Here is a 12,144-nt window from a genome sequence, read left to right as displayed (position 1 = left end):
CCGCCGACCGGTTCTCGCCTGTCCGGCCGATAAGTTGCGCGCAATGAGAATGTAACTGAACGTAACGTGTCTGTACTTGACCGTGATGGACCACCGGAGATTGACTGCGATCTGGTCGGTCTCCCGTCTTCTACGACATGAGGACCCGTTGGGCACTGAGCTACTGGCACCCCTCGATCTCGCCTTCTGGCACCTAGAGTCCGCTGCCCACCCCATGCACCTCGGCGCGCTCGCCGTCTTCGCACCGCCCCCCGGCGCCGCCCCCGGCCCGGACGCGCTGCTCGGCCTCCTCGGCGCCCGCGCCGCCGCGATTCCCCGGCTGCGCATGCGGGTACGCGACGTGCTGCTGCCCGTCGGCGGCGCCGCCTGGTCCACCGACCCGGACTTCGACGTGTACCGCCATGTCCGGCGCGTACGGCTGCCCGCCGAGGAGACGGCGCCCGGTGGCGCGGGCTTCATGCCGGCCGCGACCCGGCTCGCCGGAGAGCTGATGGAGCGGCCCCTCCGCCGGGGCCTGCCGCCCTGGGAGATGTACCTCATCGACGGCCCGGACGGCGGCCCGTTCGCCGTGCTCGTCAAGCTCCATCACGCGCTCGCCGATGGGATGCGCGCGGTCACCATCGGGGCCGGGATCTTCGACCAGATCGCCTCCGCGACCGCCCGCCCCCGCCCGTCCGCTCGGCCGCGTCCGGTTCCGCCCCGGTCCTGGATGCCGGGCCCGCGCCAGGTCGCCGGGCTCGCCCTCGGCCGGATCGAGGACCTGGGCCGCGCCTTCGGGGTCGGTGCCTCGCTGGTCCGGGCCGGCCGCCTCGACCCGCGCGGCGCACCGGTGCTCCGGGCCGGTTCCAGCGGGACCCGGCGGCTCGCCACGGCCGACCTCGACCTCGACGCCGTGCGGCGCGTCCGCCGCGTGACCGGGGGCACCGGCAACGATGTGCTGCTCGCCGTCGTGGCGGGTGCGCTGCGGCGCTGGATGCTGGAGCGCGGCGAGACCCCGCCGCGCGACGACCCGCGCGCCCTGGTCCCGGTCTCCCGCCGCCGGCCGGGCGACGCGGCCGTGGCCACCGGCAACCGGCTCTCCGCCTACCTCCTGGACCTCCCCGTCTCGGAGCCGGACCCCCGGGAGCGGCTGCGCGCGGTACGCGAGGCGATGGACCGGAACAAGTCGGCGGGCCCGCTGCGGGGCGCAGGGGCCGTCGCCGTGCTGGCCGATCAGCTGCCGTCGCTGGCCCACCGTTTCGGCGCCCCGCTCGCCGGGAACGCGGCCCGGATGCTCTTCGACGTCCTGGTCACCAGCGTGCCGCTGCCGCGCTCGCGCCTCTCGCTGGCCGGCTGCCCGCTGAGCGCCCTGTACCCGATGGCGCCGCTGGCCCGGGGGCAGTCCATGGCCGTCGCGCTGACGACGTACGGCTCGCGGGTGCACATCGGGATCGTGGGCGACGGCAAGGCGCTGCCCGGCCTGGACGGTCTCGCGCGGTGCGCCGACGAGGAGCTGGAGGCGCTCCTCGCAGAGGTGATCAAGGCATAGATCGGACAGATCACTGTCGAATCGCCGTAATTGGCGGTCGCAGGAGTGTTGACGCGCCCAAGTGATCCGATGAATATTCGCTGTGTGACAGCGATCATCGAGGAGGGCGACGACACTATGCGGCGCGGCAGGCTGGGTGGCAGCGCGGTCGAGATCACCGAACTCTCCTTCGGCGCGGCCGCCATCGGCAACCTCTTCAGCGAAGTGGAGCCGGAACGGGCGGCGGCCACCGTCGACGCCGCCTGGGACGCGGGCATCCGCTACTTCGACACCGCGCCGCACTACGGACTCGGGCTCTCCGAACGCCGCCTCGGGGAGGGCCTGCGCCACCGCCCCCGCGACGCGTACACGCTCTCCACCAAGGTCGGCCGCGTCCTCGATCCGCTGCCCCCCGAGGAGACCGCCGCGTCCGAAGGGCTCTCCGAGGGCTTCGCCGTACGCGCCACACACCGCCGCCGCTGGGACTTCAGCGCGGCCGGGGTCCGCCGCAGCATCGAGGACAGCCTCGACCGCCTGGGCCTCGACCGCATCGACATCGCCTACCTCCACGACCCCGACGACCACGCCGAGCCCGCCTTCCGTGAGGCGTATCCGGAACTGGAGAAGCTGCGCGCCGAAGGCGTCGTCGGGACGATCGGCGCCGGCATGAACCAGACCGCCATGCTCACCCGCTTCGTCCGCGACACCGACGTGGACGTCGTCCTGTGCGCCGGCCGGTTCACCCTCCTCGACCAGTCGGCCCTCACCGACCTGCTGCCGGCCGCCGCCGCGCGCGGCCGGAGCGTCGTCGTCGGCGGGGTCTTCAACTCCGGCCTCCTCGCCGACCCGCGCCCCGGCGCCACCTACGACTACGCCGCCGCCCCGCCCGGCCTGCTGGACCGCGCCCTCCGGCTGAAGGGCGTCACCGAGGCCCACGGCGTGCCGCTGCGCGCCGCCGCCCTGCACTACCCGCTCACCCACCCCGCCGTCGCCGGGGTGCTCGTCGGCACCCGCTCCCCGGACGAGGTGCGCGACGCCGCCGTACAGCTCGGCCGGGAGATCCCCGGCGCCCTCTGGGACGACCTGCGCGACCAGGGCCTGCTGCCCGGGAACGGACACTGACATGCGCATTGCCCTGCACACCAAGGTCCGCGCCGACCGCGTCGCGGAGTACGAGGCCGCGCACCGCGAGGTCCCGCCGGAGCTGACCCGGGCGATCCGGGCGGCCGGCGCCGGCTCCTGGACGATCTGGCGCAGCGGCACCGACCTCTTCCACCTCATCGAGTGCGACGACTACGCGCGCCTCCTCGCCGAGCTGGAGCGGCTGCCCGTCAACGTCGCCTGGCAGGCCCGGATGGACGGCCTCCTGGACATCGCGCACGACTACTCCGCCGAGGGCGCCGAAGCCGGGCTCCCCGTCGTCTGGGAGCTGTGAGATGACGGGAGCGGTGAGATGACGGCCGGGCCCCGCATCGTGGACGCCCACCACCATGTCTGGGACCTCGCGGTCCGCGACCAGGACTGGATCACCGGCGAGGCGCTGGCCCCCCTCCGCCGCGACTTCACCCTGGCCGATCTGGAGCCCGAGGCCCGCGCGGCCGGGGTGAGCGCCACCGTCCTCGTCCAGACCGTCACCGCGGCCGGGGAGACGCCCGAGTTCCTGGCACTCGCCGACCGCAGCGAGTTGGTCGCCGGGGTCGTCGGCTGGACCGACCTCACCGCACCGGACATCGCCGACACCCTGGCCGCCCTGCGCGAACTCCCCGGGGGCGACCGGCTCGTCGGACTGCGCCACCAGGTCCAGGGCGAACCGGACCCCGAGTGGCTGCTCCGGCCCGACGTGCTGCGCGGTCTGGCCGCCGTGGCCGACGCCGGGCTCGTCTACGACCTGGTGATCCTCCCGCACCAGCTGCCCGCCGCGACCCGGGCCGCCGCCGCGCTCCCGGATCTCGTCCTCGTACTCGACCACGCGGGGAAGCCGCCGATCGCCACCGGGCGCACCCAGCCGTGGGCCGACGACCTGCGGGCCCTCGCCGCCCTCCCCAACACCGTCTGCAAGCTCTCCGGACTCGTCACCGAAGCGGACCGGCGCGCCTGGACCCCGGACGGCCTGCGCCCGTACGCGGACACCGTCATCGACGCCTTCGGGCCCGGGCGGCTCATGTTCGGCTCCGACTGGCCGGTGTGCCGCCTCGCCGCCACGTACACCGAGGTCCTGGACACCACCCGCGCCCTGATCCAGGACCTGAGCGAGGACGAGCGGGCCGCCGTGCTCGCCACTACCGCCGAACGCGTGTACGGCCTACGGTAGGCGTCCCCCGCGCCGCTGCGGCAGGCTGGAAACATGCCCGAACTGCCGGAAGTCGAAGCCCTGCGGCTCTTCCTGGACGACCATCTCGTCGGCAAGGAGATCGACCGCGTCCTGCCGCTCGCGATCAGCGTCCTCAAGACGTACGACCCGCCGCTCACCGCCCTGCACGGCGGCACGGTCACCGACGTGCGACGGCACGGCAAGTTCCTCGACATCGGCGTCGGCCCGCTCCACCTCGTCACCCACCTCGCCCGGGCCGGCTGGCTCCGCTGGAACGACGCCTTCCCGGCGGCCCCGCCGCGCCCCGGCAAGGGCCCGCTGGCGCTGCGTACCGTCCTCACCGGCGGCGACGGCTTCGACCTCACCGAGGCCGGCACCACCAAACGCCTCGCCGTCCACCTCGTGCACGACCCGGCCGAGGTCCCCGGGATCGCCCGCCTCGGACCCGATCCGCTCGGCCCGGAATTCGACCGGGACGCGTTCGCCGCACTGCTCGACGGGGAACGCCGCCAGATCAAGGGCGCCCTGCGCGACCAGTCGCTCATCGCCGGCATCGGCAACGCGTACAGCGACGAGATCCTGCACGTCGCGAAGATGTCGCCGTTCAAGCTCACCGCGCACCTCACCGACGACGAGATCACCCGGCTCCACGAGGCCATGCGCACCACTCTGGAGGACGCCGTCGCCCGGTCCGGCGGCGTCGAGGCGGGACGTCTCAAGGCCGAGAAGAAGAGCGCGATGCGCGTCCACGGACGCACCGGCCAGGCGTGCCCGGTCTGCGGGGACACCATCCGCGAGGTCTCCTTCAGCGACTCCTCGCTCCAGTACTGCCCGACCTGCCAGACGGGCGGCAAACCGCTCGCGGACCGCCGCCTGTCCCGGCTGCTCAAGTAGGGGCGCGATGCGAGGGGCACGCCCTACACTCCGGCCTCATGCTCCGCGTACTCGCCGTCGACGACGAAGAACCCGCCCTGGAGGAACTGCTCTACCTCCTGCGCGCCGACCCCCGCATCCGCAGCGCGGAGGGGGCCACCGGGGCCACCGAGGCGTTGCGCCGCATCGGGAGCGCCGTCGACGCGGGGCCCGACGACCCGTCCGCCATCGACGTGGTCTTCCTCGACATCCACATGGCCGGTCTCACCGGTCTCGACGTCGCCCAGCTCCTCGCGGGGTTCGCCGCGCCGCCGCTCATCGTCTTCGTCACCGCCCACGAGGGCTTCGCCGTACACGCCTTCGACCTCAAGGCCGTCGACTACGTCCTCAAACCGGTCCGCCGCGAGCGCCTCGCCGAGGCCGTACGACGCGTCGCCGAGCAGGTCCAGGACCGTTCGGCCCCCGTCGTCCACGACACCGCGCAGGACCAGATACCCGTCGAACTCGGCGGCGTCATCCGGTTCGTCTCCATCGATGACATCACCTACGCCGAGGCCCAGGGCGACTACGCCCGGCTGCACACCGCGAACGGCAGCCACCTGGTCCGCGTCCCCCTCACCACCCTGGAGGAGCGCTGGCGCACCCGCGGCTTCGTCCGCATCCACCGCCGCCACCTCGTGGCCCTCGGCCGGATCGATGAACTGCGCCTGGACGCCGGCAGCATGAGTGTCCGCATCGGCACCGCGGAACTCGCCGTCAGCCGCCGCCACACCCGCGCGCTACGCGATCTGCTGATGCGGCGGACCGGCCGCTGACCAGCGGCTACCGGCCTCCGAACCCCTTCCCAGCGGGGCCGGGTGCCGCCTACACTCCGGCCCCATGTCCGCAGAGCCCACACCCCGGCGCGAAGTGGTGACGGGAGTGCCCCGGCGGGTGCGCCCGCTGCCCCGCTACCGCACCCAGTCGGAGATCGAAGAGCAGACCGCGCTCGGCGGCGCCTATGTCCGGTCGCTGATGCGGGGACAGCTGCGGGCCGGACTCACCGCCTTCGCCGTCCTCGCCGCCGTCGTGGGTACCCTGCCCCTCGTCTTCGAGGCCCTGCACAGCTCCGCCGTCGTCTGGGCGGTCCTCGGCTTCGCCGCCTACCCGCCGCTCACCCTGCTCGCCTGGTGGTACGTGCGCCGCGCCGAGCGCAACGAGAGCGACTTCGCCCGGCTCGTGGAAGGCCGCTCCGCCCCGTGAGCCGCGCGTACGCGGTGGCGGCCGTCGCCGTCGTCGTCCTGGCCACCGTCCTCGTCGGCGGCTTCGGGCTGCGGATCTCCCGCACCACCTCCGACTTCTACGTGGCCTCGCGCACCGTGCGCCCCCGGCTCAACGCCGCCGCCATCAGCGGCGAATACCTTTCCGCCGCCTCCTTCCTCGGCATCGCGGGCCTGGTCCTCGTCCACGGACCCGACATGCTCTGGTACCCGGTCGGCTACACCGCCGGCTATCTCGTCCTGCTGGTCTTCGTCGCCGCTCCGCTGCGCCGCTCGGGGGCGTACACCCTGCCCGACTTCGCCGAAGGGCGCCTGGAATCCCGGCAGGTACGCAGACTCGTCAGCGTCCTCGTCGTCGGCGCCGGCTGGCTCTACCTCGTGCCCCAGCTCCAGGGCGCCGGACTCACCCTCAAGATCCTCACCGGGGCGCCCGGCTGGCTCGGCGACGTGCTCGTCGCCTCCGTCGTCGTGCTCGCCGTCGCGGCCGGCGGGATGCGCTCGATCACCTTCGTCCAGGTCTTCCAGTACTGGCTGAAGCTGACCGCGCTCCTCGTCCCCGCGATCTTCCTGGTACTGGCCTGGCAGGGCGACGGACAGCCCCGCATCACCTTCGACGAACACCTCTCCGCGTTCCGCGCCGACCACCCGCTCTACGCGACCTACGGCCTCATCGTCGCCACCTTCCTCGGCACCATGGGCCTGCCGCACGTCGTCGTCCGCTTCTACACCAGCCCCAACGGCCGCGACGCCCGCCGCACCACCGTCGCCGTCCTCGCCCTCATCGGCGTCTTCTACCTCCTGCCGCCCGTCTACGGTGCGCTGGGCCGGCTGTACGCCCCCGAGCTGATCCACGGCGGAGACGCGGACGCCGCCGTGCTCCTGCTGCCCGGCCGGGTCATCGGCGGACTCGGCGGCGATCTGCTCGGGGCGCTCGTCGCGGGCGGCGCGTTCGCCGCGTTCCTCTCCACCGCGTCCGGGCTCACCATGGCCGTCGCCGGGGTCATCACCCAGGACGTGCTGCCCTCGCGCGGGGTGCGGCACTTCCGGCTGGCCACCGTCCTCGCCATCTCCGTGCCCCTGGCCGGATCGCTGATGGTCAGCCGGGTCCCCGTCGCCGACTCCGTGGGCATGGCCTTCGCCGTCTCCGCGTCCTCCTTCTGCCCGCTGCTCGTCCTCGGCATCTGGTGGCGCCGGCTCACCCCGCCCGGGGCGGTGGCCGGTCTCCTGCTCGGCGGCGGCTCCGCACTGCTCTCCGTCGCCATCACGGTCAGCGGCGCGGTGCGCCCGCCCGGCTGGCCGCACGCCCTGCTCGCCTGGCCCGCCGTCTGGTCCGTGCCCGTCGGCTTCCTCGCCATGATCCTGGTCTCGCTCGCCACGCCGAGCCGGATACCCCCCGGCACCAACGCCGCCATGACCCGCTTCCACCTGCCCGAAGCGCTCACCACCGGGAGACACCGGTGACCGGGGCCGGCTACGCCGTCATCGTCGTGCTCGCCCTCCTGCTGTTCGGCGGGGGCCTCCTGCTCGGCCGCCGCACCGCCAGGCCCCTGCGCACCAGCGACGTCGGCACGCCCGTCGAGCACGCCACCTTCGAGACCCTGCACACCGCGTCCCTGGCCGCGCCCCCGCTCCGCGCCGGGCTCACCGAGGACAGCGCCCGCCGGTCGGCGCGCCGGCTGCGCTCGCTGCTGGGCACCGACGCGCTCTGCCTCACCGACCGCGACGGGGTCCTCGTCTGGGACGGCGAGGGCGACCACCACGGCCGGGACGTCATGGAGCAGGTCGCGGGCGTCCTGGAGACCGGCCGCGACACCGCCTTCCGCAGCGACTGCGACGACCTGGACTGCCCGCTGAAGTGGGCCGTCGCCGTGCCGCTGACCGTCGACCACCGTGTCCTCGGCACCCTCGTCGCCTACGCCCCGCGCGAATCGGCCGTCCTGGCCCGGGCGGCGGGCGAGGTCGCCCGCTGGGTCTGCGTCCAGCTCGAACTGGCCGAGCTCGACCGCTCCCGCACCCAGCTCATCGAGGCCGAGATCAGGGCCCTGCGCGCCCAGATCTCCCCGCACTTCATCTTCAACTCACTGGCCGCCATCGCGTCCTTCGTCCGCACCGACCCGGAGCAGGCCCGCGAACTGCTTCTGGAGTTCGCGGACTTCACCCGCTACTCGTTTCGCAGCCACGGCGACTTCACGACCCTCGCGGACGAGCTGCACTCCATCGACCAGTACCTCGCCCTGGTCCGCGCCCGCTTCGGCGAACGGCTCTCCGTCACCCTCCAGGTCGCCCCCGAGGTCCTGCCCGTCGCCCTGCCCTTCCTCTGCCTCCAGCCGCTCGTGGAGAACGCCGTCAAACACGGCCTCGAAGGCGCCGTCACCTCCAGCCGCATCACCATCAGCGCCCTGGACGCCGGCTCCGAGGCCGAGGTCGTCATCGAGGACGACGGCACCGGCATGGACCCCCAGCGGCTGCGCCACATCCTGCGCGGCGAGGGCGGCCGGTCGACCGGCATCGGCCTGCTCAACGTGGACGAACGGCTCCGCCAGGTGTACGGGGACGAGTACGGGCTCGTCATCGAGACGGGCATCGGGGCCGGGATGCGGATCACCGTACGGCTGCCGAAGTACCGCGCCGGGGTGCACGGGTCCTGAGCGGCGCCCCGCTAATACAGGTGCACCGCGAGATGCCCCAGCGGCAGGCCCAGCTGCCAGGCCGGGGTCCACACCTGCGCCTCCTCCTCCGGGCCCGCCGCCGCACCCTCCGCCGGCTCCCGGGGCGGCAGCGGGCCGATGGCCTCCAGATCGGCGGCCAGCAGCTCGGTCTCCTCCAGCCACCGCCAGGCCGACCGGGCCAGCACCAGATCCGCCCCGGTGCCACCCGCCACCGGGACGGCCAGCCGGGTGCGCACCCAGTGGCGCCACGGAGTCCCGGACGCGGTGAGCAGCCGCAGCTCGTCCACCCGCCCGGCCGGCAACGCCCCGGCCACCGCACCGTCCAGCAGGAAGATGGTCAGCGCCAGCGCGTCCCGCCCCGCCCGGAACTCCAGCGTCGCCGGCTCCATCAGGTCGCCGGTGCGCAGCAGTTCATCCGCCAGGTACTCCGCGTACATCCAGGCCATCGGGACCGGCAGCTCGCCCGCGCCGGACCCCTCATGACGTTCCGGAGGCATCCCGTATCGCCCCATTCCCTCGGTCTCGGGGCCGTACGGCCGCCCGGCCGATCGCCCACGCAGCATTGAACCGGGGGAGCGGGCCCCGCGTGGCCGGAAATGCAGGATCCGCCGCACCGGATCCGTCACAGGCACGAGGTGCCGACGACCGTCCGTCCCTGCGAGGGGCGGCGCGTGTAGCCGGGGAGATTACGGGAAAGCAGCCGCAGCGCGTAATGCGAACGCGACTTGACCGTGCCCGCCGGTATCCCCAGGACCTCGGCCGTCTCGCCCACGCTCAGCCCGCGGAAGTAGATCTGCACCAGCACCGACCGGTGCTCCGGGCTCAGGGCGCGAACCGCCTCGCGCACATCGAGCGCGGCGACCGCGGACTCCGCCGTGTCGGCCCCCGCCGGTGCGCACTCCAGGCCGGCGTCGCCGACCTCGGCCGGCCGGGCCAGCCGGGAGCGCCGTGCGTCGATCGCCAGCCGGCGCGCCACCGTGAACAGCCAGGGCCGCATCGACTCGTACGGGCCGTCGAACGCCTCCGGGTGCTGCCAGGCCCTTACCAGCGTCTCCTGGAGCAGGTCCTCGGCACGCTGCCGGTCGCCGAAGGTCAGACCGAGCAGGAAGTGGAACAGGGCGGGGCCGTGTTCACGCTGGAGCTCCGCGAGCGCTCGCTCTTCGGTCTTCGTCGTGGTCATGGTGAACGCCCTTCCCGCCAAGGTCCGCCTCGCTGCCGACCTGGCGTATACGAGCGCATTCAGGTCACGAGGAACAGGACAAACGCCGCCCCGTGCGACGAGCGGTCGCTCAGAGCGGCGAATGGTGCGGTGAACGGTCCGGAGGCACCCCGGGCGAGGGCTCTACGGCACCACGGGCGGGGGCGTTACGGCACCACGGTCACGGGCCAGCGGCCAGCCTTGACCAGGCGGACGGCCACCGAACCGATGAAGCGGTGCCCCGCCGACTCCGACGCGCCCACCACCACGGCGTCCGCCTTGAGTTCGTCGGCGGCGGTCACCAGACCGTTGTACGGGTCACCCCGGAAGGTATGGAACTCCCAGCGGACATCCCATATGTCCTTCATCCGGGCCGTCGACTGCCGGATCTCCTCCACCAGCCCTTCGGCCACCTCGGCGGTCGCGTCGCTGACCGGAGCCCCGAGCGCCGCCCCCGCCGCCAGCACCGGCTGGACGTACACCAGCGCCAGCATGGCCCGCTGCCGGCGCGCGAGCCCGGCCGCGTAGGCGGCCGCGCGCATGGACGACTCGGAACCGTCGAGGCCCGCGACGATCACTTTCGGTCCGTCTGTGCCACGTTCGAACTGGTGGGAGTGCTGATCTGTCACGGCAGTGAGGCTATCTGCTCGCCCCGGGGCTTCCTGCCCGGCCTCCCGGCGGCCGCGCCCCGCTCACCTCGGCGCCGGGGCTTTCCCGCCATCCGGGTGCAAAAACCCCGGCGGCCGGTGTCGCTGAGGCGGGCGGCGGGACCGGCGTGCGAGCAGTGGGGGATGAAGAGTGAGCACAGGCTGCCCCCGCGGCGAACGGGGCTGCGGCTGGCCGCCGGCCTGGGAACCGCCACCGCCGTGGGGCTCGTCGCCGTGGACCCCGTCACCTCCCCGCCCCGGTCGGCGGCCCCCGTCGCGGGGGCGGCGGGAGCCCCGGCCGCCGCCTTCCGCAGCCGGCCGCTCGCCTACCGGCTGCGGCCCATGACGGGACAGACGCCGCCCCGCTACCGCCCCGCCGCCCCGCCGGTCCGCACCCGGCCGTTCGAGCAGCTGCCCGGCATCGGGCGCGCCATGGTGCTGTCCTTCGACGACGGCCCCGACCCGCTCTACACCCCGCACATCCTGGACACGCTGCGCGCGCACGACGTACGGGCGATGTTCTTCCTGTGCGGGGAGATGGCGAACGACAACCGCGACCTCGTCCGCCGGATCTCCGACGAGGGGCACACCGTGGGCAACCACTCGTGGACGCACCCCCTGGTCACCAAGCTCTCCCGGGCCGGGGTCACCGACGAGCTGGGCCGTACCAGCGAGGTCATCGAGAAGATCACCGGCGAGGCACCGCTCTGGTACCGGGCACCCTACGGTGCCTGGAACCGCAACTCCTTCGAGATCGGCGCCGCCCTGGGCATGGAACCGATGGCCTGGACCGTGGACACGCTCGACTGGACCGTGCCCGGCACCGACACCATCGTCCGCCGGGTCAGGCAGGGCGCGGGTTCCGGGGTCGTGGTGCTCTCGCACGACGCGGGCGGCAACCGCTCGCAGAGCGTGGCGGCGCTGCGCCGGTATCTCCCGGAGCTGCTGGACGACGGATACCGGCTCACGGTGCCGCAACGCCTCTGACGGGGAGGGTCAGCGGGTGTCCACCAGGCGGGCGAAGACCACCACGTTGCCGTCGTAGCCGTTGGCCTTGGTGTAGCCGCCGCCGCAGGTGATGACCCGCAGCTCCGGCCGACCGGTGTCGCCGTACACCCGGGCGCCGGGGAAGTCGTTCTTGGCGAAGACCTCGACGCCGTACACCTCGAAGACCGCCACCCGGTCGTCGCTGCGGTCGATCTCGATGTGGTCCCCCTTCTTCAGCGAGCCGAGCCCGTAGAAGACGGCGGGCCCCGCCTTGTTGTCGACGTGACCGACGATGACGGAGGTGCCGGCCTGACCGGGGGCGACGCCGTTCTGGTACCAGCCGGCCAGGTTGGGGTCCTCCGGCGGCGGGGTCTCGATCCAGCCGTCCGGGTCGAGATTCACGTCGACGACGGGTGCGTCGACCTGGATGTCGGGGATCGTCACCCGGGCGACGGGGGCGTACGGGAGCGGCTTGACGACCGGACCCGCGGCCGGGGCGGCGGGGGCGCTGTTCTGCTGGCCCACGGAGGCGGCCGCGACCGGCTGCGGGGGGCCGGGGGAGAGGTCGGCCCCGTTGCGCATGAGTGCCAGACCGGAGAGCATCGCCAGGGCGAGCGCGCCCCACGGCGAGTGTCGGATCCGTTCCGGTCGCCAGTTGTCCCGGCCCATGGTTCTCCCTTCGTCGCGACGAGC

Annotated in this window: 14 protein-coding genes; 10 read left to right on the top strand and 4 right to left on the bottom strand. The window is 73.5% G+C overall.

From position 1 onward, the window contains the following. Positions 1 to 148 precede the first annotated feature (148 nt). The 9 genes from OG867_RS00930 to OG867_RS00890 all read left to right on the top strand — a co-directional run bounded on the left by OG867_RS00930 (position 149) and on the right by OG867_RS00890 (position 8,598). Entirely contained in the window at positions 149 to 1,528 is a 1,380-nt protein-coding gene (locus OG867_RS00930; protein ID WP_406281593.1) for a wax ester/triacylglycerol synthase family O-acyltransferase, read from the top strand. 117 nt (positions 1,529 to 1,645) lie between these two features. Next, positions 1,646 to 2,629 carry an aldo/keto reductase gene (locus OG867_RS00925; RefSeq protein ID WP_406290690.1) on the top strand — a complete coding sequence of 328 codons (984 nt, stop codon included), beginning with the start codon at positions 1,646 to 1,648 and terminating at the stop codon, positions 2,627 to 2,629. Position 2,630: 1 nt separating this feature from the next. Then, on the top strand, positions 2,631 to 2,942 hold the full coding sequence (locus OG867_RS00920; RefSeq protein ID WP_406281590.1) for an L-rhamnose mutarotase: 312 nt from the start codon (positions 2,631 to 2,633) through the stop codon (positions 2,940 to 2,942). A gap of 18 nt (positions 2,943 to 2,960) precedes the next feature. Then, complete coding sequence (locus OG867_RS00915) at positions 2,961 to 3,818, top strand: amidohydrolase family protein (RefSeq protein ID WP_406281587.1); 858 nt, start codon at positions 2,961 to 2,963, stop codon at positions 3,816 to 3,818. Between the two features lie 33 nt (positions 3,819 to 3,851). Next, positions 3,852 to 4,712 carry an Fpg/Nei family DNA glycosylase gene (locus OG867_RS00910; RefSeq protein ID WP_393773045.1) on the top strand — a complete coding sequence of 287 codons (861 nt, stop codon included), beginning with the start codon at positions 3,852 to 3,854 and terminating at the stop codon, positions 4,710 to 4,712. A gap of 38 nt (positions 4,713 to 4,750) precedes the next feature. Beyond that, positions 4,751 to 5,506, top strand: a complete 756-nt coding sequence (locus OG867_RS00905; protein WP_328903823.1) for a LytTR family DNA-binding domain-containing protein — start codon at positions 4,751 to 4,753, stop codon at positions 5,504 to 5,506. Between the two features lie 64 nt (positions 5,507 to 5,570). After that, complete coding sequence (locus OG867_RS00900; protein WP_406281582.1) at positions 5,571 to 5,933, top strand: hypothetical protein; 363 nt, start codon at positions 5,571 to 5,573, stop codon at positions 5,931 to 5,933. Continuing rightward, positions 5,930 to 7,411 carry a cation acetate symporter gene (locus tag OG867_RS00895; protein WP_328903825.1) on the top strand — a complete coding sequence of 494 codons (1,482 nt, stop codon included), beginning with the start codon at positions 5,930 to 5,932 and terminating at the stop codon, positions 7,409 to 7,411. Before OG867_RS00900 ends, OG867_RS00895 begins: the two co-directional genes overlap by 4 nt. Then, positions 7,408 to 8,598 (top strand): histidine kinase, encoded by a 1,191-nt coding sequence (locus OG867_RS00890; protein WP_328903826.1) that lies wholly within the window; start codon positions 7,408 to 7,410, stop codon positions 8,596 to 8,598. Before OG867_RS00895 ends, OG867_RS00890 begins: the two co-directional genes overlap by 4 nt. 11 nt (positions 8,599 to 8,609) lie before the next feature. Here OG867_RS00890 and OG867_RS00885 read toward each other — a convergent pair whose 3' ends face one another. The 3 genes from OG867_RS00885 to OG867_RS00875 form a co-directional block, all read right to left on the bottom strand. After that, positions 8,610 to 9,116 (bottom strand): hypothetical protein, encoded by a 507-nt coding sequence (locus OG867_RS00885; protein WP_406281578.1) that lies wholly within the window; start codon positions 9,114 to 9,116, stop codon positions 8,610 to 8,612. Between the two features lie 125 nt (positions 9,117 to 9,241). Further along, positions 9,242 to 9,799, bottom strand: coding sequence for a sigma-70 family RNA polymerase sigma factor (locus OG867_RS00880; protein ID WP_406281575.1), 558 nt, complete (start codon positions 9,797 to 9,799; stop codon positions 9,242 to 9,244). A gap of 185 nt (positions 9,800 to 9,984) precedes the next feature. After that, a complete protein-coding gene (locus OG867_RS00875) occupies positions 9,985 to 10,446 on the bottom strand; it encodes a universal stress protein (protein WP_164401422.1) in 462 nt (153 codons plus the stop codon). A 162-nt stretch (positions 10,447 to 10,608) separates the two neighbouring features. Here OG867_RS00875 and OG867_RS00870 point away from each other — a divergent pair, with 162 nt between their 5' ends. After that, positions 10,609 to 11,451, top strand: coding sequence for a polysaccharide deacetylase family protein (locus OG867_RS00870; protein WP_406281571.1), 843 nt, complete (start codon positions 10,609 to 10,611; stop codon positions 11,449 to 11,451). A 9-nt stretch (positions 11,452 to 11,460) separates the two neighbouring features. Here the strand turns inward: OG867_RS00870 and OG867_RS00865 are convergent, their stop codons facing one another. Beyond that, a complete protein-coding gene (locus OG867_RS00865; RefSeq protein ID WP_406281568.1) occupies positions 11,461 to 12,120 on the bottom strand; it encodes a class F sortase in 660 nt (219 codons plus the stop codon). Positions 12,121 to 12,144 lie beyond the last annotated feature (24 nt).

It is taken from the genome of Streptomyces sp. NBC_00209 (genome assembly GCF_045206345.1).
Taxonomy (GTDB): Bacteria; Actinomycetota; Actinomycetes; order Streptomycetales; family Streptomycetaceae; genus Streptomyces.
Note: the sequence above shows the minus strand (reverse complement) of the source record. Positions and strands in the feature narration are given on the sequence as shown.